The organism is Burkholderia theae (assembly GCF_048565265.1).
Lineage (GTDB): Bacteria > Pseudomonadota > Gammaproteobacteria > Burkholderiales > Burkholderiaceae > Burkholderia > Burkholderia theae.
The window spans coordinates 2,995,835-3,018,563 of the sequence record NZ_CP183462.1; the positions used below are offsets into that span (position 1 = coordinate 2,995,835).

19 protein-coding genes are annotated in these 22,729 nt (G+C 66.9%); 11 read left to right on the forward strand and 8 right to left on the reverse strand.

Annotation, left to right across the window (positions count from 1 at the left end; translation table 11 throughout):
• Nucleotides 1-131 precede the first annotated feature (131 nt).
• From ACN22W_RS31010 to ACN22W_RS31020, 3 genes are all read left to right on the forward strand, one after another.
• Nucleotides 132-1,184, forward strand: coding sequence for a CaiB/BaiF CoA transferase family protein (locus tag ACN22W_RS31010; protein WP_419688337.1), 1,053 nt, complete (start codon nt 132-134; stop codon nt 1,182-1,184).
• Nucleotides 1,185-1,302: 118 nt separating this feature from the next.
• Entirely contained in the window at nt 1,303-1,551 is a 249-nt protein-coding gene (locus ACN22W_RS31015) for a type II toxin-antitoxin system Phd/YefM family antitoxin (RefSeq protein WP_193099611.1), read from the forward strand.
• A complete protein-coding gene (locus ACN22W_RS31020) occupies nt 1,541-1,822 on the forward strand; it encodes a type II toxin-antitoxin system RelE family toxin (protein ID WP_193099612.1) in 282 nt (93 codons plus the stop codon). Before ACN22W_RS31015 ends, ACN22W_RS31020 begins: the two co-directional genes overlap by 11 nt.
• A 56-nt stretch (nt 1,823-1,878) precedes the next feature.
• On the opposite strand, the gene ACN22W_RS31025 is transcribed toward ACN22W_RS31020, so the two are convergent.
• Entirely contained in the window at nt 1,879-2,322 is a 444-nt protein-coding gene (locus ACN22W_RS31025; RefSeq protein ID WP_129515982.1) for a PaaI family thioesterase, read from the reverse strand.
• 278 nt (nt 2,323-2,600) lie between these two features.
• Here ACN22W_RS31025 and ACN22W_RS31030 point away from each other — a divergent pair, with 278 nt between their 5' ends.
• Nucleotides 2,601-4,220 carry a methyl-accepting chemotaxis protein gene (locus ACN22W_RS31030; protein WP_419688338.1) on the forward strand — a complete coding sequence of 540 codons (1,620 nt, stop codon included), beginning with the start codon at nt 2,601-2,603 and terminating at the stop codon, nt 4,218-4,220.
• Here the strand turns inward: ACN22W_RS31030 and ACN22W_RS31035 are convergent.
• Nucleotides 4,193-5,302 (reverse strand): AGE family epimerase/isomerase, encoded by a 1,110-nt coding sequence (locus ACN22W_RS31035; protein WP_419688339.1) that lies wholly within the window; start codon nt 5,300-5,302, stop codon nt 4,193-4,195. The two genes, ACN22W_RS31030 and ACN22W_RS31035, sit on opposite strands and share 28 nt — an antisense overlap.
• 114 nt (nt 5,303-5,416) lie before the next feature.
• Between ACN22W_RS31035 and ACN22W_RS31040 the strand changes: the two genes are divergently transcribed.
• Nucleotides 5,417-6,115, forward strand: a complete 699-nt coding sequence (locus tag ACN22W_RS31040; protein ID WP_129515979.1) for an MgtC/SapB family protein — start codon at nt 5,417-5,419, stop codon at nt 6,113-6,115.
• 338 nt (nt 6,116-6,453) lie between these two features.
• Here the strand turns inward: ACN22W_RS31040 and ACN22W_RS31045 are convergent, their stop codons facing one another.
• Nucleotides 6,454-7,443 (reverse strand): patatin-like phospholipase family protein, encoded by a 990-nt coding sequence (locus tag ACN22W_RS31045; RefSeq protein ID WP_419688340.1) that lies wholly within the window; start codon nt 7,441-7,443, stop codon nt 6,454-6,456.
• A gap of 67 nt (nt 7,444-7,510) precedes the next feature.
• A complete protein-coding gene (locus ACN22W_RS31050; RefSeq protein WP_419688341.1) occupies nt 7,511-9,352 on the reverse strand; it encodes an amidohydrolase in 1,842 nt (613 codons plus the stop codon).
• Between ACN22W_RS31050 and ACN22W_RS31055 the strand changes: the two genes are divergently transcribed.
• Nucleotides 9,344-9,589: a hypothetical protein gene (locus ACN22W_RS31055; protein WP_419688342.1), complete on the forward strand. Its 246-nt coding sequence runs from the start codon at nt 9,344-9,346 to the stop codon at nt 9,587-9,589. The genes ACN22W_RS31050 and ACN22W_RS31055 overlap by 9 nt on opposite strands.
• A gap of 463 nt (nt 9,590-10,052) precedes the next feature.
• On the opposite strand, the gene ACN22W_RS31060 is transcribed toward ACN22W_RS31055, so the two are convergent.
• On the reverse strand, nt 10,053-10,259 hold the full coding sequence (locus tag ACN22W_RS31060; RefSeq protein WP_419688343.1) for a hypothetical protein: 207 nt from the start codon (nt 10,257-10,259) through the stop codon (nt 10,053-10,055).
• Between the two features lie 415 nt (nt 10,260-10,674).
• Here ACN22W_RS31060 and ACN22W_RS31065 point away from each other — a divergent pair, with 415 nt between their 5' ends.
• From ACN22W_RS31065 to ACN22W_RS31075, 3 genes are all read left to right on the forward strand, one after another.
• Nucleotides 10,675-12,096 (forward strand): flagellar hook-length control protein FliK, encoded by a 1,422-nt coding sequence (locus ACN22W_RS31065; protein ID WP_419688344.1) that lies wholly within the window; start codon nt 10,675-10,677, stop codon nt 12,094-12,096.
• 175 nt (nt 12,097-12,271) lie between these two features.
• A complete protein-coding gene (locus ACN22W_RS31070) occupies nt 12,272-12,427 on the forward strand; it encodes a hypothetical protein (RefSeq protein WP_164992063.1) in 156 nt (51 codons plus the stop codon).
• Between the two features lie 159 nt (nt 12,428-12,586).
• Nucleotides 12,587-13,066 carry a GNAT family N-acetyltransferase gene (locus tag ACN22W_RS31075; protein ID WP_419688345.1) on the forward strand — a complete coding sequence of 160 codons (480 nt, stop codon included), beginning with the start codon at nt 12,587-12,589 and terminating at the stop codon, nt 13,064-13,066.
• A gap of 130 nt (nt 13,067-13,196) precedes the next feature.
• On the opposite strand, the gene ACN22W_RS31080 is transcribed toward ACN22W_RS31075, so the two are convergent.
• The 3 genes from ACN22W_RS31080 to ACN22W_RS31090 all read right to left on the reverse strand — a co-directional run bounded on the left by ACN22W_RS31080 (nt 13,197) and on the right by ACN22W_RS31090 (nt 16,999).
• Nucleotides 13,197-16,244, reverse strand: a complete 3,048-nt coding sequence (locus ACN22W_RS31080; RefSeq protein WP_419688346.1) for a heavy metal translocating P-type ATPase — start codon at nt 16,242-16,244, stop codon at nt 13,197-13,199.
• Nucleotides 16,245-16,427: 183 nt separating this feature from the next.
• The gene (locus tag ACN22W_RS31085) at nt 16,428-16,751 is read right to left on the reverse strand and encodes a type II toxin-antitoxin system HicB family antitoxin (protein ID WP_047902238.1); all 324 of its coding nucleotides are present in this window, start codon (nt 16,749-16,751) and stop codon (nt 16,428-16,430) included.
• A complete protein-coding gene (locus tag ACN22W_RS31090; RefSeq protein ID WP_419688347.1) occupies nt 16,748-16,999 on the reverse strand; it encodes a toxin HicA in 252 nt (83 codons plus the stop codon). Before ACN22W_RS31090 ends, ACN22W_RS31085 begins: the two co-directional genes overlap by 4 nt.
• Before the next feature lie 326 nt (nt 17,000-17,325).
• Here ACN22W_RS31090 and ACN22W_RS31095 point away from each other — a divergent pair, with 326 nt between their 5' ends.
• Both ACN22W_RS31095 and ACN22W_RS31100 read left to right on the forward strand, forming a co-directional pair.
• Complete coding sequence (locus ACN22W_RS31095; protein ID WP_419688348.1) at nt 17,326-18,762, forward strand: DUF1254 domain-containing protein; 1,437 nt, start codon at nt 17,326-17,328, stop codon at nt 18,760-18,762.
• A 148-nt stretch (nt 18,763-18,910) separates the two neighbouring features.
• On the forward strand, nt 18,911-22,672 hold the full coding sequence (locus ACN22W_RS31100; protein ID WP_419688349.1) for a DUF748 domain-containing protein: 3,762 nt from the start codon (nt 18,911-18,913) through the stop codon (nt 22,670-22,672).
• Nucleotides 22,673-22,729 lie beyond the last annotated feature (57 nt).

Sequence of the window (22,729 nt, forward strand, 5' to 3'; positions counted from 1 at the left end):
AAGCGCTAAAGCGCTAACGCTGGTCGACCGCCGTGGGGATGGAGTAAGCGCTGAAGCGCTAACTCCATCCAGCCACGCCATGGGATCAGCGTAACCGCTAAAGCGGTAACGCTGATCGACAGGAGAATCGCATGTCGCTTGATGCGCCGCTTTCCGGCATCCACATCGTCGAATTCGAAGGCCTTGGCCCCGGCCCGCTCGCGGGCTGGATGCTCGCCGGGATGGGGGCGCGGATCACGCTGATCGCGCGCCCGTCCGGCCGCACGAGCGCGCCGGACGCGCTGCGGAGCCGCGACGGCGACCTGCTGCGCGAAGGCAAGACGATCGTCGAACTCGACCTGAAGGCACCGGCCGGCCGCGACGCGGCGCTCGAACTGATCGCGCAGGCCGATGCGCTGGTCGAAGGGCTGCGGCCCGGCGTGATGGAACGGCTCGGCCTCGGGCCCGACGACTGCGCGCGCCGCAATCCGACGCTCGTGTACGGGCGGATGACGGGCTGGGGCCAGCACGGCCCGCTCGCGGCCGCGGCCGGGCACGACCTGAACTACGTCGCGCTGACGGGGCTGCTGTCGCTGTCCGCGCCGCGCGACGGCCGGCCGGGTTTGCCGCCGACCGTCGTCGGCGATGCGGGCGGCGCGCTCGGGCTCGCGTTCGGGATCGTCTGCGCGCTGTTCGACGTGCGCGGCGGCGGGCCGGGGCGCGTGGTCGACGGTGCGATCGTCGACATCGTGTCGATGCTCGGTTCGCTCGCGCTGTGGGCGCGCGCGAACGGACAGCTCGACGGCGCACAGCCGAGCCTGTTTCACGACGCGCCGTTCTACGACGTGTATCGCTGCGCGGACGGCGCATGCGTGACGATCGGCGCGCTCGAACCGCCGTTCTATGCGCTGCTGGTCGAACGGCTCGGGCTGACCGACGTCGATCCGGCGTCGCAGTACGACCGCACGCGCTGGCCCGCGCTGAAGGCGCGTTTCGCCGACGTGTTCGCCGGGCAGCCGTCCGCGCACTGGCGCGCGCTGCTCGAAGGCACGGACGCATGTTTCGCGCCGCTGCTGAGCGTGGCCGACGCGGTGACGCATCCGCACAACGCGGCACGCGGGATCTATCGCACCGACGAGCACGGAAACGTGCGGGCGCGCGTGGCGCCGCGTTTCCTGCCATTGACGGGCGGTGGGACCGAGTAACGCGCGTCGAACTTCACGGCCGGGAGCGAATTCGGCATGGCCTGTATGGCACTCTGAATAGAGCTAAATATGGTGCCAAATAAAGTACAATAAAAATTCGATCGAACAAGGAGCGGACATGCCCCACACCATCCTGGCCAGCGTGACGGCGAGCGTCTCGGAGCTGAAGCGGAACCCGATGGGAACCGTGGCGGCGGGAGAGGGCTTCCCGGTCGCGATCCTGAATCACAACGAACCCGCGTTCTATTGCGTCCCGGCGAAGACATGGGAGGCGATGGTCGAACGTCTCGAAGATATCGAAGACAACGCGCTGGCCGACTCGCGCGCCAAGGAGAAAGTCGTCAAGGTCAAGCTGAATGACCTTTGAGCTCGCTTTTCTCGAACCTGCGTTGAAGGAGTGGAAGAAGCTCGATCGCACGATTCGCGATCAGTTCAAGGCCAGACTTGCCGAACGGCTCGAGAATCCGCGCATTCCTTCGGCGAAGCTGCACGGTCATCCGGACCGCTACAAGATCAAGCTGCGCGGTGTCGGCTATCGCCTCGTGTACGAAGTGCGCGACGCGGAGGTCGTCGTACTCGTGGTGGCGGTGGGGCGTCGCGAGCGCGATGCGGTCTATCTTGCCGCGATGAAACGCTAGCGCGACACACGCTGCGTATTCGGCGTTCGCTCATCGACCTCGGGCCGGGCAGCCGCTCAGGCCGTTTCCTCCGGCATATCCGGTGCCTTGCCGTCGCCGACGCGGTTGATCGTGCCTTGCGCGATCGCGACGAGCCGCTCGTGATCGCCGTCGATGACGAACACGTGACACTGGCAGGTCGCCTGGTGCCGGCCCGCGTAAACGAGCTTCGCGCGGGCGACGAGCGTGCCGTTCACCGCCGGCCGCAGGTAGTTGATCTTGTATTCGGCCGTGATCACGCGCGGGCCGAGCACGAGCGCGCCGGCGAACGTCAGCGCGTTGTCGGCGAGATAGCTGATGACGCCACCGTGCACGAAACCGTGCTGCTGCCGCAGTTCCTCGCGCACGTGCAGGCACAGCGACACCTCGTTGTCGCCGATATGCATCAGCTCCGTGCCCAGCAGCATGCTGAACGGTTGCGCACGCAATGCGCCGCGCGCGTGGTCCGTGAAGTCGGTCATCCGCTTTCCTCGAAATGAGTGCCCGCTTGCGCTGAACTCTAGGAAGGGGGCTGCGGATAAGCAAGGAAATTCGTCCACGTTTCCTGCAATTTACGGCGCGATGCGACGCGATTGTTGCGTCGAACGCGGGAGTTGTCCTTGTTTACGGGCGATTCGGCGGGAATGCGCGAGCGACGCGCGTTATTAGGCAGCCTCGTCGCCGGCTGCGCCTAAAGTCCGACGAAGAAATGCCGCTAATGCCGGGGCATTGCCTCATCTCGCTCTCCAGGAATCTCCCCATGTTCGGAAAAATCAAGCTCGCGTCGGGTCTGCTCGGCGTGTTGACCGTGTTTTGCCTCTTCCTGTTCGCGATCGAAGCGCTCGGCTTCTGGGCGCTCGCGTCGACGCGCAGCGGCGTCGACGATCTGTCGAACGTCGCGATCGCGCAGGTCAACGCGGCCAACCAGGCGACCGAGCACCTGCTCGACGCGCGCATCAACCTGTCGCGCGCCGGCACGCGGATGGTGCGCGGCGGCCCGAAGCCGGAAGACATCATCCGCCATGCCGGCGCTTCGCTTGCCGAAGCGGACAAGGCGTTCGCCGCGCTGACGGCCGCGCCGCCGGTCGACGACACGAACCGTGCGCGCGTCGCGGCGCTCGCCGAGCGCTATCGCGCGCTGCGCGGTGCACTCGGGGAACTCGTGCAGTTCCTCGACGCGGACAACATCCAGGCATTCCTCGACCAACCGACGCAAGGCATCCAGGACGCCTACATCGCCGAACTGCATCGATTCGCCGACTACGGCAGCGCGTCGAGCCGCACGGCGCTCGACACGATCGACGGCGGCATGCTCTGGTTCAAGTCGGTCGGCATCGTGCTGCTGGTGGCGATGCTCGCGGCGAGCGCGGCCATCTACGCGGCCGCGCGGCGCGCGGTCGTCGCGCCGCTGGACGAAGCCGGCCGCCATTTCGAGCGGATCGCGCAGGGCCGGCTCGACGAAGCCGTGCGGGCCGGCGGCGTGTACGAGATCGACCGGATGCTGCGCGGCCTCGCCACGATGCAGACGAGCATCGCGGGCACCGTGCGCACGGTGCGCCACGCGTCCGATGCGATCCACCTCGGCGCGGGCGAGATCGCGGGCGGCAATGCCGACCTGTCGGCGCGCACGGGCACGCAGGCCGCGTCGCTCGAGGAAACGGCCGCGAGCATGGAGGAATTGACCGCGACCGTCCGGCAGAACACCGACAGCGCCCGCGCGGCCAGCGCACTCGCCGACGCGGCGCTCGAAGCGACGAGCCACGGCGGCGGCGTGGTCGACAGCGTGATCGACCGGATGCGCGGCATCGCGCAGAGCTCGGGGCGGATCGCGGAAATCATCTCGGTGATCGACGGCATCGCGTTCCAGACCAACATCCTCGCGCTGAACGCGGCGGTCGAAGCCGCGCGGGCCGGTGAGCAGGGCCGCGGTTTCGCGGTGGTTGCGGGCGAAGTGCGCTCGCTTGCGCAGCGCAGCGCGCAATCGGCCAAGGAGATCAAGGCGCTGATCGAGGATTCGGTCGCGCAGATCAACGGCGGCGCGGAGCTCGTCGAGCGCGCCGGCGAAGCGATGCGGACGGTGTCGACGTCGATCACGCGTGTCGTGCAGACGATGTCCGAGATCACGTCGGCATCGGTCGAGCAGAGCGTCGGGATCGAACAGGTGAACCAGGCCGTCACGCAGATGGATCAGCTGACGCAGCAGAACGCGGCGCTGGTCGAGGAAGTCGCGGCGGCGGCCGCGTCGCTGAACGACCAGACCGCGCACCTGATGCAGGCGGTGTCGGTGTTCGAACTGGGCGATGGACGTGCCGCACGCGGCGAACGCGCGGCGCCGTCGTTTGCCGATACGGGTTACGCGCCGGTCGGCAACGCCGCGTAGGCGGTCGCGAGGTGGTAGGGCGTCGTCGACGGCATGTCGGCGCGCGACACTTGCCCGTCGGCCGTCTTGCACTCGAACCAGCCGCGCGGGTGCAGGAAGCGCGCGGCGAACCGCTCGATCTGCTGCGCGAGCGGCGCGGAGGCCGGCGTGCCGCCGTGCGTCGCGAGCGCGCGCAGGTATTCGGTCTGCGCCCAGATCCGCTGCGTGCCATCGACGCACGCGCCTTGCGCATCGAGCGCCGCGCAGACGCCGCCCGTCCGCACATCGACGCCGTATTGCTCCGCGAACGTGAACGCGCGCGACAGCGCGCCGGGGAGCCCGGTTTGCGCGAGCCGCGCGCCGGCCGCATCGACCAGATAGAACCACTCGAATTGATGGCCGGGCTCGAAACGGTTGTCGGCCGCGCCGAGCGGCAGCTCGGCCACGCATCCGGTCGCCGCATCGACGAAGGTGCGCTCGACGGCCTGCGCGGTGCTGACGAGCGCATCGTCGAACGCCGCGTCGCCGAACGCGTCGGCGGCCGCGAGCCACGCTTCGGTCAGGTGCATCAGCGGATTCTGCAGCGCGCCGCTGCCGGATGACGAGAAATCGGCGTGGCGTGCCGCATCGAGCAGCGCGTCGCCGCGGTGCGGCGCGAAGCGTTCCTGGATCAGCGCGGCGGTCTCCTCGGCCACCTTGCGCGCGGCGGCATCGCCCGACGCCGCATGCCACGCGGCGCATGCGAACACGATGAATGCGTGCGTATAGAGATCCTTGGTCGTATCGAGCGGCGCGCCGTGCGCGTCGACGCTGTAGATCCAGCCGCCGTGGCGCGTGTCGCGGAAGCGGCTGCACAGCGCGTCGAACAGCGTGGCCGCATGCGCGGTGTCGCCGGCCTGCGCGAACACGAACAGTTGCCGAGCGCAGGCCATTGCGCGATAACGGGTGGCGGGCAGCGGCGCGTGGCTGGCCGGATCGACGGCCTCGAACGGCAATCGCAATGTGTGGTCGAACCCTGAACCCCGCCAGATCGGCAAGACGACGTGCGCGAAATGGTGGCGCAGCTGGGCGGCCTGGGCGGAAGCGGAGTCGGAAACGGACATGACGGGGTTGAGCGCTTGGATCGAAACGTGTCGGCGCGGCCCGGGGGATCGGCGCGGCCGGGGCCAAGGATAAAACATTCCGCGCGGCCGGCACAAAAAAAGGAGAGAAATCGGATGCTCAGCAACCTGGAACTCGTGATGCGGCTCGTTCTCGCGGCGGCGCTCGGCAGCGTCATCGGCTTCGAGCGCGAGCGCCTGTCGTGGGCGGCCGGCCTGCGCACGCACATGCTGGTGTGCGTCGGCTCGACGCTGATCATGATCGTGTCGGCGTTCGGTTTCGCCGACGTGCTCGGCAGCAGCGACCACATCGTGCTCGATCCGTCGCGGATCGCCGCGCAGGTCGTGTCGGGCATCGGCTTCCTCGGCGCGGGCTCGATCCTGCTGCGCGGCGAGATCGTGCGCGGGCTGACGACCGCCGCGAGCCTGTGGTCGGTCGCCGCGATTGGCCTCGCGGTGGGCGGCGGGCTCTACGTCGCGTCGATTTCGGCGACGATCATCATCCTGATCATCCTGGCCGGCATCAAGCCGCTCGAGCGGCGCTATTTCACGGTACGCCAGCGGCGCCAGCTCGCGCTGACGGTCGTAAGCGGCGCGCTGACGTTCGATTCGCTGCACGCGGCGCTCGGTGCCGACAGCGCGCGGGTGAAGCAGTTCATCCTGCAGCGTGCCGACGACACCGGCGAGCACGACGAGGTGCGCATTGCGCTCGCGCGGGTGTCGGAACTCGAATACCGGGCGATCTGCGACAAGCTGCGCGGGCTGCGGGGCGTCACGCGCTTCGAAGAGGGGAACGGGCTGTCGGGCGACGAATAGGCTGAATCGGTTGCGGGGCGTGCGGCAATCGCCGACCGCCGATTCCGTTCGATTCCCATGACTTTCGCCGTGATTTGACGGAAATTCACGTAAATTCAATGGATTTCGATGGTTTTTTGGGGGGCTCGCCAGGCCCGTCAATCAATAATCAGTTCAGCCGCCCAAGCGATCTCATGATCGGTGATGGGCGGCATTGCGGCCGTTGACCCCCAATGGCAGCCCGGCCGCACGCGGCTGACGGTGCCCAGGGATTCGGTTGAAGTGCGTGTCGAGCAGTGCCGGCGTCGGCGACACCGGCCGTCACCAGTCGCGAGCGACGGCCGGTGATCAACGCGCGATCAACGCCAGTTCGTCTCCACCCAATCGCAAACGTGTTGCCACGCGGGGGAATTCATGTACGCCCGGGTTTCCTTCTCCATCGCCGGCACCTTTTCCCACTCGTCCAAACCGATGGGTTGTCCGAGCAGGAAATTTCCGCGCTGATAGCCGCTGTTCAGTATCTGTTCGACCTGGCGTGCGGCAATCGCCGCCGTGGTGTCCATCGTCAGCCCGAGCAACGCCGCGGCTGGAACGTTCTCGCTCGCGGCCGGCCACAGCCACTTCGACACGCCCCAGTTCAGCGGGGTGCCGATCGCATCCGGCGCAATGCCTTGCGGGCTCATCCCGGTGCCGAGGGACAGCAGGCGAATGTCGTTCAGGTTGCCTGCCTGCCCGTTGCCCAACGCTTCGGCAATGGCGGCCACGGAAGGATTGTTCGCGAACACGCCGCCGTCGGCAAAGTAGCCGAGGCCGTTGACTTCGTACGGCGGGAAATAGGACGGCGCGGCCGATGTCGCAAGCGCGGCGTCGAGCATGCGGATGTCCCGATAGGGGTTCTTGCTGCCGTTGGAGAATGTGCAGGGCGCCCAGCTTTTCGCGGACGGATCCCACAAGCGCGCCGAGTTGACCACGACGAAGCGGGACAGATCGGCCAGCTTGCCGGTGCCGAGCAGCTTCCCGGCGATCTGCAGAAGCCCGGTGTTGACATACTGGCACGCGAACAGGCCCGGTCCGGCCAGCTCGGCGTCCTGCCCGGGCGCTTGCTGTTGCGTCAACCACGCGTCGTTTTCCTTGAAGATCGCCGAGCCCTGCGTGCGGTAGATGTCGACGATTTCCGCAATGGGTGCGCCACGCGCGAGCCCCAGGGCGATCAGGCCGCCCGTGGACGTGCCGGCAAAGCCGTCCGCTTTCGCGATGATCTGGCTTCGCTTGTCGAGGTCCTGGATGAGCAGGGCGGTGATCAACCCGCGAATACCGCCGCCGTCGCAACTGAGAATTTTGAAGGTCATCGTGCTTCTCCTTGTCCAGTAAGAGGGATACGAATGTCGCTTCGGGCCGCGCACAGGGCGCGACCGCCTATTTGTTTTCCGCCGGCTTGGGGGCTGCGTAAACCTTGCGCCCGCTGACCCATGTTTCGTGCACGTCGATTTCGCGCAGTTGATAAGGACCGGCCGGTTCAACGTGCAGCGGATCCTGTTGCAGAATCACGAGGTCGGCCTGTTTCCCCTCTTTCAGGGAACCGACCTGATCATCGAGGTGGCATTGCCACGCCGCGTCGATGGTCACCGCGCGCAGCGCCTCGGGCGCGCTCAGGCATTCGGCTTCGTTGAGTACCGCAAGCTCCGGGTCGGCTTCCATTACCCGCCACATTGCCTGATCCATATAGCGCAACGGCCCCAGCGGAGAGACGAAGTGATCGCTGTGCAGGCTGACACGCAGGCCCTCGCGCAGCGCCGACTTGCATCGATCGAGCTTCTGCGCGCGTTCTTCACCCAGAATGGTGTTCCGGAACGCGCGTCCCCAATAGCCCACGTGGCCGATCAGGAAACTGGGCGAGATGTCCAGCCGCTTCATGGTGCGGAGATCGTCGTCGTCCAGCAGCGACGCATGCTCGAGCCGATGGCGCAACGGCTCCCGTTTCGCCTCCGGCCCGGGCGGGCACGAGACGGGCTCGGGAACCTGGCTCAGCACCAGCTGGTATGCGGCCAATACATTGGCGATTCCCTCGTCGCCATTCGCATGGACCATGATCGGCCATCCCGCCGCATCGACCTGCTGCATGATCTGCGCCAGCGATTCGATCGGCGTGAAGTTGAAAAGACCATTCGGCCCGACGCCGGGAACGCTGTGCTCGGCGCAGCATTTGTATGGCGTACTTTGCAAGCCGGTCAAGCCTTGGTTGGAGCCATCGGCAATCAGTTTCATCGCGCGGATGGTAAATAACGACTCGGGCGGGCTGTTCAGTTGCGGTTTGAATTGGTTGAGCCACAACGGCCAGAGGTCGTTATTGCCGAACAACGCCCCGCCCATGCGAACCGTCATCCATGGCGTGCTCGCCAGCGCCTGCAACAGGACGACTTCATAGAACCCCAGACCCATCCCGACGCCGGCGTCGAACAGGGTGGTAATGCCGTACTGGTTCGCGGTCGACATCACCTGCCGCATGGCGATCAGCAGATCGGCTGGCTGCGCGCGCGGGACGGTGTTCGTCATCAGGGTGACTTGCGATTCGGTCAGCACGCCCTTGGGGAAACTGTTTTCGAGGCCGGCGGCCTGCAACGCGGCGCCGTTGGCATAGCCGAGATGCCCGGAGGCGTTGATCAGGAACAGGCACACGTCCTTGCTGATCCCATCCAGCCAGTCACGGTCGATATCCACCCAATCGCGCATCAGCGACGGGTCGACGCCGCTGCCGCATACCCACTTTTCCCCCCTGCCTTGCGCGTCGCGGACCAATTCCTTGAGCTTGTCACGGATAGCCTCGGCGCTGTAGTCGGGATTCAGTTTTTGACCGTCGAACGGTGACAGGTTGTGCCAGGGCGGGGTAAGGAAAACCGCGCTGGGCAGCAGATGTGCGTGCGGTTCGATCAAGCCGGGAAGCAAGGTCTGACCGGGTTCGAGCCCCTGCTCGCGTGCGTCGGGGTAGCTGTCCCGCATGCGTCGGCGCACCTCGTCGAGCGTACCGGTGGCGATGACCTTGTGCTCGGCGATACCCAGTGCTTCGACGCGCGTGTTGCAATCCTCCGGGTCCGGGTAGATGTGCCCGCCGTGAAAGATGACGGCCTCGGGCGCGCTTTGCGCTTCAAGCTGGCTCAATTCCTTGAGCAGTTCCTGCCATTCGCTCTCGTTTTGTCCAAGGGCGCCCGCCAACAAATGGGGGCTGCAGCATGCACATCCGAGCTGGTGTCGATGGAACATATTCAGATCCTTTTCAGTTTTATTGCATTACCCGAAATTGTTATCAAAAGGAGCATCAAGTTGACCGGCGAGGCAGTACGTGGAATCCGTGAATCGTTGCGCGCAGGAAGCGACGAAATCGATGCATGCCTGCGTATCGGTTTCGCGAGGATAACGGTGCCGCGTCGCTGTCAATATCCGCTGCGGATTGTTTCTGATATAAAAACGCCGAGAGGGATAATGCGTCGAATATCGTGATGCAGAAGCGGCAATGCTGTTTTATAAAGCCTGTTTTACGAATGATGCGGATTCCGAAATCAATGTGACGGCGTGAATCAGGTGAAACGTTCGAGCGCAATCATATGTATATGCGTTGAATGGAAATGGAGCAAGCTCCGGTCGACGACCGTGACAGGGTTCGCTGCGATGTGCCCGTGTGTCCAGGCCCACTGCATGACTGCTGAATACGTCGACACGTGCAGCTGGCTGTAGCAGTCTTCGTCAGCCGGAATGGGCGCAGGATGTCAGCACAGTCATCACGGCGAATTGCATCGAGCTTGCGATTGCCTGGCTTGGGAAAGACATCAGTTTCAAGACTGCTGATCTATTGGATTGCGTGCTTCTCGCTTTTCCAGCCTGGTTTCAGCTCTTCATGAAATTGGCGAGCAGCTTTCTCGAACGTCAGGGCAGTGGCGACAGCACCAGTACCTTCGCACAGATGTTATGACGGTTTATCAAAGGTCGATGCTGGTTGGGCTTTGTCCAATTCTCGCCGGGCCGTTTCGGTAGAGAATATCGAGTTGATGCGAGTGCCGATGGCGTGCCGCAGTTGCTTCCAGGCCGCGATCTCCGTGATCAGCCGATCGCGGCAGCCGATGCGGCGATCCAGACATTGGCTTTGCAGCACGCCGATTTCGATCTCGACCATGTTGAGCCAACTGGCGTGTTTGGGCGTGCCAGCGGCATTCGATTTGCTGCGGGATGTAGCGAGCCTCCGCTGGTGGCAGGGCTCGGTAGAGCGTAGCTGGCGTGTGGATCACGGATCGTCCGGCGCGCCCCGGATGCGCGGTGTCCCGAAGGTAGTGATAGTGATATCGACCAGATCGCGCACGCATTGGGCGAAGACCTGGTCGGGGTTGGCCGCCGTCCAGTCACTTTCCCGTCGAAGACGGGTTTGTCGGCTGGTTTGAGCGTTTTGGCTTGTTTGTCGGTTAGCATCGCTTTTCAGCCCATCATGCAGCCCATCGGGAATCAACGGATAGCGCTGGATGGCGTGAGCGCATAGTGGGCGAATTTGTTATGCAAATTATTGATTTGTTTGAAGATAATTGGGCTATCGATTGATGTTCTCGGACGATGATTTCGCAGACGTGACCGAATTCGTTTCCACGCCTCGCTCCCCCTCCCGTTCCAACCGTTCGTCGACCCGTGCCCGCCAGCGCTCGGCTGCTGCCGCGGGCAGTACGTCCGCGAGGGCGACGGCGCGGTCCGGTAGCGCGCCGGCCGGCGATGCGTCGCGGGACGAGCGGACGTTCGACCTGTTCGGCGATCCGGTGCTTGAGCCGGGTGAGCGTCTGCCGGCCGCCGCGCGCGACGAAGCGGTTGCGGAAGCCGAGACGGCGGCGAGTGTCGCCGATGACGTGGCCGCAGGGCGGCAAGCGGCGCTGGACGGGTTCAGCGTGCCGGAGGCCGCGAGTGCGGCGGGGCATGCGGAAGCTGAGCGCCCGGTAACGCCGGATGTCGCGGTGGCCGCCGATGGCGTTTCGGCGTCTGAAGGCGGTGATGCCTCGAACGCCGGCGATGTGCCTGTGGTCGATGGTGTTGCAATCAAGCTGGCCGATGTGCCTGCGGTCGATGGCGCTACGGTGTCGGCAACCGAGCGGCAAGCGGCCGACGCCGCTTCGGCGAAGATGTCCGAACTGCAAGCGGCCGACGCCGCTTCGGCGAAGACGTCCGAACTGCAAGCGGCAGATAGCGAAGTCGCGAAGCCTGTTGTCGAAGCCGCGGCCGTCAAGTCTCGCGAAGGGCGATCTTCCGGCGACGCCGTGAAGGAGCGCCGCTCGTCGTCGGGTGGCAAACGCCGGGCGGCTGCCGGTGCGAGCGAAGCGACGGCGGTGCAATCCGTGCCGGTTGCGGCGAGCGTCGACACGCCGCCGGAAACGGCCGGATCGAACCCGACGCCGGACGCTGTTTCGACGGTCGAGCCGCAGACGCCGGCACTGCTGGTCGAGGCGGCGAACACCGCGAACACCGCGAACACCGCGAACACCGCGAACCCCCGTGACGCTGCCCCCGCCGACGCCTCACCGTCGCCCGTCGCACAGCCCGTCGCTTCCGCCGCGTCCTTCGTGACCAAGCCGTCGGTGGAACGCGCGCAACCGGCCGCGCCGGCCTTCGATCCGGACACGCACCTGCGCCCGCTGACCGACCGGCTCGCGGTGCTGCAGTCCGACGTGGACGGTCTGACGCGCGCGGCCGATCGCGAGATGCGCCGCGTCAACCGCCTGCTGCTGGCGCTGGCCGTCGTCGTGCTGGCGGGGCTCGTCGCGCTGATGCTGCAAACGCGGCAGATCGCGCACCTGAAGCAGGACGCGGCAGCCAAGCAACAGCGGATCGATCGCCTCGCGGCCGATCTGTCGACGCAGCAGGCGACGCTGATGACGCTCGAGGAGCACCACGAAGCGCTGCTGTCGCAGGTCGACCGGCTTCAGCGCAGTGCGAACCGCGAGGCGGCCGTGGCCAAGCGCGCCCGCCGCACCCGTTGATTGTTCAGACCCTATCCTGAAAGCCCGGCGGGGCAAGGATTGTCGTTCCGAGCCCGCGACTGGCGACAACACGCGTGCGGCAAACTGATGCGGCGCACTGGCAGAATTCAGGGAAAACCCTTAGAATGAAGTCTGTCTAAGGGAAAACCCTAGAAACATCTGTCAGGAGTCTCACATGAGCTTCATCTTCGCCCTGCTGCAAAAGATCGACGACCTGTTCGTGTCGCCGCACCTCCCGCTCGACGCCGACTACTCGTACGCTGCGCGTCGCGCCGAAGCCGAGCGCGTGCGCCGTGCGCATCTCGTGCCGATCGTCCTGTATCGTCGCTGATTCGCTGATTCGCTGATTCGCTGATTCGCTGATTCGCTGATTCGCTGATTCGGCGCGGCGCCCGCCGCACCTGCCTGCCCGTTTTCCGCCGCTGCATCGCGCGCCGGCGCGACCGTCCCGCTACACTGGAAGTTCGATTTCCCTCACGGTGACCGGGCCATGCTGCAGATGCGGCCGATGACAGCCGGCGAATTCCACGCGTACCGCACGCGAGCCATCGACGGCTACGCGCGCGATCTTGTTTCATCCGGACAAAATGCTGTCGAAGACGCGGCCGATCGTGCGCGCGCCTGTTTCGACACGCTGCTGCCGGACGGCCTGCGGACATCCGGCCAGACACTCGTCGTGCTGATCGACGGCGCCAGCGGCGACGCGGTGGGCGACCTCTGGTACGCGATCGTGCCCGAAGGGCCGAACCGCACGCTGTTCATCTACGACCTCGACATCGTCCCGTCCCGACGCCGCCAGGGATGGGCCACGCGTACGCTCGATGCGCTCGACGCCGAGGCGCGCCGGTACGGTGTCACCGAGATCGGGCTGTCGGTCTTCAATCACAACGCGGCGGCCCGCGCGCTGTATCGCGCGTGCGGCTTTGCGCCGATCACGACGACCTTGATCAAGCCGGTTATCCCGGGCTGAATCCATCTGCGTTGCGATGTGCCGGCGATTCGGCACGCCGCTGCCGCCAACGCCGGCAATCCTCCCGATCCTTCCTGTCCGCTGAGCGCCGAACGGCCGTTCGGCCGCCCGGCCATCACGGCCGGCCGCGTCAGCGCGCGCGGCCTTTCCATCTCCGCAGCAGCAGCGCGTTGGTCACGACGCTGACGCTGGAAAACGCCATCGCCGCGCCCGCGATCACCGGGTTCAGCCAGCCGAGCGCCGCGAGCGGCACGCCGACCAGGTTGTAGACGAACGCCCAGAACAGGTTCTGCTGGATCTTCCGGTACGTGCGCCGGGAGATGTCGATCGCGTCGGCGACGAGCGCCGGATCGCCGCGCATCAGCGTGATGCCGGCTGTGTGCATCGCGACGTCCGTGCCGGTCGCCATCGCGATGCCGACATCGGCCGCGGCGAGCGCGGGCGCATCGTTGATCCCGTCGCCGACCATTGCGACGATTCCGCCGTGCGTGCGCTTCAGTTCGGCGACGACGCGTGCCTTGTCGTCGGGCAACACCTGCGCATGCACCTCGCCGATGCCGAGCGACGCCGCGACGGCCGCGGCGCTGCCGCGGTTGTCGCCCGTCACGAGCACGCTTGCGACGCCGCGCGCCGACAGCGCCGCGATCGCATCGCGGGCGCCGGGCTTCACGGTGTCGCCGAACGCGATCAGCGCGAGCAACGCGCGCGGCGCGTCGGCGCGCATCAGCCACGAGATCGTATTGCCCGCGCGCTCGAGTTCGGCCGCGCGCGCGTCGAGTGCGGGCGGCACCGCGATGCCGAGTTCGTCGCGCCAGCGCGTGCTGCCGAGCGCGAGCAACTGCGCGCCGACGCGCGCCTCCACGCCGCGCCCGGCTACCGCGCGGGCATCGGCGGCAGCGACCGCAGCGGCCGCCGGCGCCGTGTTACCGCGCGCGGCAACGTCCGCATCGTGTGCGGCGACCACCGCACGCGCGAGCGGATGGTCACTCTGACGCTGCACCGCCGCCGCGAGCGCGAGCGCTTCGTCGCGCGGCACGCCGACGGCCTCGAACGCCGTCACGGACGGCTTGCCTTCGGTCAGCGTGCCGGTCTTGTCAAATGCGATCACGGTCGCGCGCTGCGCGAGTTCGAGCGCTTGTGCATCCTTGATCAGCACGCCATGCCGCGCCGCGACGCCGGTGCCGGCCATGATCGCGGCGGGCGTCGCGAGGCCGAGCGCGCACGGGCACGCGATGACGAGCACCGCGACCGCATTGAGGATCGCCGTTTCCATGCCGGCGCCGGCAATCAGCCAGCCGACCAGCGTCAGCAGCGCGATGCCGAGGATCGCCGGCACGAACACTTCGCTGACGCGATCGACGAGCCGCTGAATCGGCGCCTTCTCGGCCTGCGCGGATTCGACGAGGCGGATGATGCGTGCGAGCGTCGTCTCCGCGCCGATCGCGGTGGTTTCGACGACGAGTGCGCCTTCGCCGTTGATCGAGCCGGCCGTGACGGGATCGCCGCCGTCCTTCGGCACCGGCAGGCTTTCGCCGGTGATCAGCGATTCGTCGATATGCGAGCGGCCCGACACGATCCGGCCGTCGACGGGCACGCGCTCGCCGGGGCGGATGCCGACCTTCGTGCCGACGCGCACCTGCGACAGCGGCACGTCGCGTTCGACGCCGTGCTCGACGACGCGCGCACGGTCGGGACGCAGCGCGTTCAGCGCGCGGATCGCGTCGGTGGTTTGGCGCTTCGCGCGCGATTCGAGCCATTTGCCGAAGCGCACGAGCGTGACGATGACGGCCGACGCCTCGAAATACAGATGGCCGGGATGCGCGGGATCGCGCAGCAGCATCCACAGGCTCAGCCCGTACGCGGCCGACGTGCCGAGCGCGACGAGCAGGTCCATGTTGCCGGCGCGCGCCTTCACCGCATGCCAGGCCGCGCGGTAGAAGCGCGCGCCGAAGCCGAACTGGACGATCGACGCGAGCACGAGTTGGAGCCAGCCGGGCAGCATCAGGTCGAAGCCGAACGGCGCGACGAGCATTGGTGCGACGAGCGGCGTGCTCAGCACGGCGGACCAGATCACGAGGTTGCGTTCGCGAACCGCTTCGCGGCGCTTGCGGGCATCGGGGTCCTGCGCGGGGCTGGCCGGTTGCGCGTCGGCGCCGGCCGCGGGCGCGGCAGCGAGCGACGCACGGTAGCCGGCCGTCGTGACCGCCGCGATCAGCGTGGCGGCGTCGAGTGCGTCGGCGCCATGCACCGACGCGCGCTCGGTCGCGAGATTGACCGACGCACGCGCGACGCCCGGCACGGCGGCCAGCGCTTTTTCGACGCGGCCGGCGCAGGATGCGCAGGTCATGCCGCCGATGTCGAGTTCGAGATCGGTGGAGCCGGTGGATGCTGCGGGTGGGGTGGCGGCGTCGGCGACCGGTGTCGCGCCATAGCCGGCCTGCTTGACGGCGTCGGCGAGTTGCGCGGCGGAAACGTCCGCCGCGGCGTCGATCGTGGCCCGTTCGGTCGCGAGGTTGACCGACGCGCGCGTGACGCCCGGTACTTTCGCGAGCGCCTTCTCGACGCGCGACACGCAGGACGCGCAGGTCATCCCGTCGATGTCGAGTTCGATCGAGGCAGCAGGCAAGGTGGCCGCGATGGTCGTATCCGGCGTAGTTGGCGTCGCGCCATAGCCGGCCTGTTTCACGGCGTCCGCCAGTTGAGACGCGGAAACGTCAGCCGCGGCGTCGATCGTGGCCCGTTCGGTTGCCAGGTTGACCGACGCACGCGTGACGCCCGGCACCTTCGCGAGCGCCTTTTCGACGCGCGACACGCAGGACGCACAGGTCATCCCGTCGATGTCGAGTTCGATCGTGGCACCGGCTGCGGGAAGCGCCGGCACTGCGACAGGCGGCGCTTCGTCGAGCAACGCATGCGGGGTCGCGACGGCCTCGACCGCCGCTTCCCGCACGGCCGCACGGTACCCGGCCGCGCCGACCGCGTCGACGAGCTGGCCGGGCTCGACCGTTTCCTGCGCGATCACCGTCGCCGCGTGCGCATCGAGATCGACCGTCGCCTCGACGACGCCCGGCACGGCGGCCAGCGCGCGCTGCACGCGGCCCGTGCAGCCGCCGCAATGCATGCCGTCGACGCTCAGTTCGATCGTTTGCAGCGCTGCGGAGGCAAGTGGTTCAGTCATGTCGGATTCCCCAAAAGCGCGGTTCATGCCGCGAATGAATCCAGTATCAACATTCCCATGGTGGTAAGGTCAAGCGGCGATCACGCTGTTGAAGCACACCGGTTGTCACAACGCGGAAAAAGCAGACGCCCGGCTTCCAGACGGAGAGCCGGGCGGGTCGTATTTTTGCGCTCGACTACGCGTTCAGGCGCAGAGCTTGGCGCTCGCGAGGCGATTCAGGCTGACGCCTTGCTCGGCGGCCTGGATCACCAGCGCGCGGTGCGCCTGCGGTGGGATGCGAACCTTGAATTCGCCGCTGTAGGTCCGGTCGGCGATCGGCTCGGGCACCTTCTCCCCGTTCGCGGCCATGTCGCGCACGACATCGGCGACGAGCCGGCGAATGCCGGCCAGCGCGCCTTCCGGCGTTTCGTCGAGCCACGAAAGAGACGGGAACTCCGCGCACAGGCCGACGTGCTCCCCGTCCTCCGGGGACCACGTTACGCGGTACGTAAAGTGGTCTTGGGTCATGATTGCTGTTCCTTCAGTCGATCGATCGCGTCGAGAACCTGCCGCACCTGATAGGCCTTTGCTTTCCCGCGATCATTCTGGATATTCACTCGAGGATCGCCTTGCCACGGTGTCTTGAAAATAGCGTGGCTCGAACCGGATTGGCGGGCCGCTCCGAAGTGTGTCTCGCAGACCTTGAACAGATCGTCGAATCGCACATTCGCGGGCTCGCGCCTCATCAGTTCGAGGATCTTCGATACGCTAGCCATACAGAATGGTGTCAATATTGACACCATTCGTCAACCCGGAATTCGCCCCTTCCATCCGCGATTGTTTCGGCGCGTGCGCGTGTCGTTCCGATATCTCCGATTTTGTGGCGAATCTCGCGAACTATTTCGAATTCGTCGACAGTGCGGCCAGCGTTCTCCCCGCTATTCGGCATATTAGGGATTGCCCCGAGGCGCTATGATACCGGCCTGACATCAGCGCCCATCGTAGCGAAACGGCGATCCGGGCAGGCTGGGGTGCCTTGCTTTCGCCGTTCGCGAGACGAACAAGGCGTTGACTGAAAAGAACGATATTCGGCCAGTAATCGATGATTGAAAACCAGCAGGAAGCAGTTTCTCTGCGGCGCGCGTGCGCGTCGCTCGCCATGGCGGCGTTGCTCGCGGGGTGCGCGTCGCAACCGGATGCAATCCAGCGGAAAACCGGCTGGATGCGCACGGAAGTCGCCGACTCCTATGTCTATGCGTATCCGCTCGTGCTGATGGACGTCGCGAAGGAAGCGGCGACGGGCGGCGACGGCGCGCAACCGGGGCAGGCGCCGCTCAACACGCTGCGCCACGCGCAGGCGCTGCCGCCCGTCGGCGCGGTCAATCCGCCGCTGCCGGGCGTCGACACGCTCGACTCGACCGGCTGGCTCGACGTCGCCGCCGAACCCGTGATCGTCACGCTGCCCGACACGCGCGGCCGCTACTGGGACGCGCGTGCGCTCGACATGTGGACGAACGTGCTGTGGTCGTCGTCGAGCGTGGCCGCACGCGGTGCTCGCGGCGGCGCGCGATCGCAAACGATTGCCTTCGCCGCGAAGGATTGGCAGGGCACGCTGCCGAAGGGCGCGCTGCGTGTCGACGTGCCGTCGGCCAATGCGTGGCTCGAAGTGCGGCTGCAGACGAGCGGCGGGCGCGACCTCACGAACGTGAAGAAATTGCAGCGTGCGATCCGCGTGGTGCCGCTGTCCGTTTACACAGGCGCCACGCGCGGCGCGTCGGTCGCGGTCCATGCGGGCAGCGCGCCGGCCGAAGCGCTGAGCGGCGGCACGCCGGCCGAGCAGGTGGCCGCGCTCGACCCGAAGGCGTTCTTCGCACGCTTCGCGCAAGCGCAGCAGGACAACCCGGCGCCGGCCGACGACGCGCACGCGCAGGAACTGCTCGGCGACATCGGTGTATCGGCCGGCTACCCGGTGCTGTGGACGGGCGACCGCCTGACAGCCGCGACGGCCGGCGTGGCCGAGGCGCGCGCGCGGCTCGCGGCGCCGCCGTCGAACCTGCTGAACGCGAACGGCTGGAGCTGGATCGGCGACGCGGCCGGCAAGTACGGCCAGGACTACGCGCTGCGCGCGTATGCGGCCTACACGCAGTTCGGCACCGCGACGCGCGACGACGAGACGCTCGCGGTCGTGCGCGTCGACAGCGACGGTCATGCGCTGAACGGCGCGAACCGCTACGTGCTGCATTTCGCGCCGGGTGCGCTGCCGCCGGTGCGCGCGTTCTGGACGCTCACGCCCTACACGACGAACGGCGCACTGCCCGACGTCGGAGCGGCACGTCGCTCGCTCGGCGATCGCGACCGGCTGCGCCGCAACCACGACGGCTCGATCGACATCGTCGTGTCGGCGTCACCTAGCGGCACGAATGCGGCCAACTGGCTGCCGGCGCCGCGCACCGATTTCGCGCTCGCGTTGCGCCTGTACGCGCCGAAGCCGCAGGCGAGCGACGGGTCGTGGATGCCGCCCGTCGTGGTCCGGAAATGAACGGATGACCGCCGCCGTTGTCCGACCGGCGGGCGCGGTGGCGCCCCGATTCCGTACCGTCACCTCCTGAGCCTATACTTTCGGGATAGCGTGCATGGCCGCCCGGTTCTCCGGTGCGGCCATGCATCCGTTCCCGAGGCATTCAAGCATGGCAAGCGCAGACAAAAAAACCGTATCCTCGACCCTCCATGCCCTCGGCGGCGTTGCACGCTCGCGCCGGACCCGGCGTATCGGCATCGGCGTGCTGATCTTCCTCGTTTTGTTCGGACTGCTCGGGTTCTTCGCGGCGCCGCCGCTGATCCGCCATATCGCCGAACAGCAACTGAGCCAACAGCTCGACCGGCCAGCCACGATCCAGCGCATCGCGCTGAACCCGTACACGCTGAATCTCGAAGCCGACGGCATTCACGTCGGCGAGCGCGGCGGCCAGGGCGACTTCATCGACATCGGCAAGCTCGTCGTGAGGCCGTCGTGGTCGTCGCTGTTCCGCGGCGCGCCGATCGTCAACGAAATCCTGCTCGATTCGCCGCGCTTTCATATCGTTCGCTACGACGCGCAGCGCTTCAACTTCACCGACCTGATCGAGAAGTTCTCCACACCGTCCAAGCCGGCGAGCAAGCCGACGCAATTCTCGGTGTCGAACATCCAGGTCAACGACGGCCGGATCGATTTCGACGACCGCCTGCTGAACGAAAAGCACGTCGTCGACAACTGGATGCTCGGCATCCCGTATATCGCGACGCTGGCGTCGAAGACCGACATCTTCGTCCAGCCGACGCTGCGGATGCGTTTCGACGGCAGCCCGATCGCGATCGACGGCAAGACCAAGCCGTTCGCGCAGTCGCGTGAATCGGAAATCGCGCTGAAATTCGACCGGCTCGACGTGCCGAAGCTGATCTCGTATGCGCCGACCAAGCTGCCGGTGGCCGTGGCGAGCGGCTTGCTGAGCAGCAACCTCACGCTCAACTTCGCGATGAACGGCGAAACGCCCGCGCTGCGCGTGTCGGGCACCGTCGACCTGAACGACGCGAAGGTGACGAGCCCGGCGTCCGAGCCGCTGTTCGCCGCGCGCGGCGTGCACGTCGCGGCGACCAGCCTCGAACCGCTGCGCAATGCGCTGCATTTCGACGAGATCCGGATCGACCAGCCCGTCGTCGACCTGTCGCGCGACAAGCAAGGCGTGCTGAACGTCGAGAAGCTCGCCGCGCAGCCGGCCGCCGCACCGAAGGCCGCCGAGGGCAAGCCGGCGGCATCGGGCGCGGCGGCGTCCTCCGCCGATGCCGCGAGCGGCGCGAAGGCCGAGGCCGATGCGAAGGAAGCGCCGCCGCTCGACCTGACGATCCGTCATTTCGCGATCGACGGCGGCACGATCAACGTCGACGACCGCGTGCCGGCCACGCCGAACGCGGTCTCGCTGACGAAGCTCGCCGCGACGCTCGACGGTTTCTCGCTGCAGGGCAAGACGCCCGCCAAATACACGCTGTCGACGTCGCTGTCGCGCGGCGGCGACGTGCGGGCCGAAGGCGCGTTCACGCTCGCGGAGAAGCAGGCCGACACGAAGCTGACGATCGACGCGCTCGCGCTGCCGGCGTTGCAGCCGTATCTCGGCGAAGCGACGCGCGCGCGTGTGCTCGACGGCACGCTTGGCGCGACGATCAACGCGAAGACCGACTGGGGCAAGACGCCGCTCGAAGCGCAGGTCGCCGACAGCACGGTGAGCCTGAAATCGCTGAAGATCGCGACGCCCGATAGCAAGACGCCCGCGATCGTGCTGCCCGATGCGAGCGCGAAGATCGCGAAGGTCGACGTCGCCACGCGCAACGCGGAGATCGCGAGCGTCGACGCGAGCGGGCTCGCGCTCGACGTGAAGCGCCTGAAGGACGGCAACATCGACCTCGCGGCGCTGGCCGGACCGGCGCAGGCGTCGGTGCCCAAGCGCACGGTCGCGCACAAGGCCGCGGTGGCCGCGCCGTCGTGGCATTACCGGATCGACGCGCTGAACGTGAAGGATTCGTCCGCGAACTTCACCGACCTGTCGACGCCGCGCCCGGTGAAGCTGGCGATCAAGCCGCTGGAACTGTCGGTGCAGAAGCTCAGCGACGACATGACGAAGCCGCTGCCCGTGCAGCTGAAGGCGACGCTGAACCGCAAGGGCTCGCTGAACGTGACGGGCGACGTGACCGCGCAGCCGCTGAAGCTCGGCCTGAAGATCAACGGCAACCGCCTCGACGCGGCCGCGTTCGAGCCGTACTTCGGCAGCGCGCTGAACGCGACGATCGCAAGCGCGCTGCTCAACGCGCAGGGCAACCTGACGTTCACGCAGGTGAAGGACGCGCCGCGCGCGACCTATCGCGGCGACGTCGCGCTGGTCGACGTGCGGATGCTCGACAAGGCGACCTCCGACCCGTTCGCGGGCTGGCGCTCGCTCGCGCTGACGAACCTGAAGGCGAACTACGACGAGAAGGGCACCGACGTCGATGCCGCGCGCGTGACGTTCTCGAACTTCTACGGCCGCGTGCTGCTCGACGCGCAGGGGCGCCTGAACCTGAAGGACGTCGTCGCGAAGGAGACGGGCCCCGCGCAGTCGCTCACGCGCGACGCGAGCAAGGGCGAGCCGGTGCCGCTGTCGCCGCAGGCCGCGTCGGCACCGGCGGTGGCGCAGCCCGCATCGGCCGCGTCCGCGACGGTGGTCGTAAAGGCCGCGACGCCGCCGCAGAACCCGGTGCGGATGCATTTCGGCGAGCTGCTGCTGCAGAACGGCCGCGTCACGTACACCGACAACTTCATCAAGCCGAACTACACGGCGAACCTCGTCGCGATCACGGGCACGATCGGCGCGTTCGGCACGGATTCGACGACGTCCGCGCCGGTCGACGTCGCCGCGAACCTGTCGGGCAACGGGCCGATCTCGATCAAGGGCTCGGTGAACCCGCTGATCGAGAAGCCGGCGCTCGACCTCACGGCGACCGCGCACGACATCGAGCTGACCAACCTGACGCCGTATTCGGCGAAGTACGCGGGTTATCCGATCACGAAGGGCAAGCTCAACGTCGATCTGCACTACCAGCTTGTGAACGACCAACTGCAGGCGAACAACCACATCTTCATCGACCAGCTCACGTTCGGCGATCGCGTCGAAAACGACACGGCGACGAAGCTGCCGGTGAAGCTCGCGATCTCGCTGCTGAAGAACACGCGCGGCCAGATCGACGTGAACCTGCCGGTGTCGGGTTCGCTGGCGAATCCGGAGTTCAGCGTCGGCGGGCTGATCTGGCATGCGGTGCTGAACCTGATCGCGAAGGCCGTCACGTCGCCGTTCACGCTGCTCGCGAACGCGTTCGGCGGCGGCGGCGAGGATCTCGGTTACGTCGAGTTCGCGCCGGGTACCTACGCGCTGACCGACACGCAGCAGAAGAAGCTCGACACCGTCGTGAAGATGCTGACCGAGAAGCCGTCGATCCGCCTCGACCTGATCGGCCGCGTCGATCCGGCGAAGGACACGCCGGGGCTGCGCGACGCGTACGTCGACCGGCTGGTGCGCCAGCAGAAGCTGAAGGACGTGGTCGGCCAGGGCGAGAGCATCGATCCGATGTCGGTGAAGGTCGAGCCGGCCGAATACAGCAAGTACCTGACGCGTGCGTACAAGGCCGCGGACTTCAAGAAGCCACGCAATCTGGTCGGCCTGCAGAAGACGCTGCCCGATGCGGACATGAAGCAGGCGCTGGCCGATCACGCGCCGGCCGACGACAACGCGCTGCGCGCGCTCGCGCAGCAGCGTGCCGAGTCGGTGCGCCAGTACCTCGACGGCAAGATCGATTCGAGCCGTGTGTTCGTCGTCGCACCGAAGCTCGATGCGAAGGGCATCGAGGACAAGGGCGCGACGACCCGCGTCGACTTCGGGCTCCAGTAACGCGTCGTTTCATCTGCTGCCGCCGCGCCCGCACCTGCCGGGCGCGGCGGCTTTTTT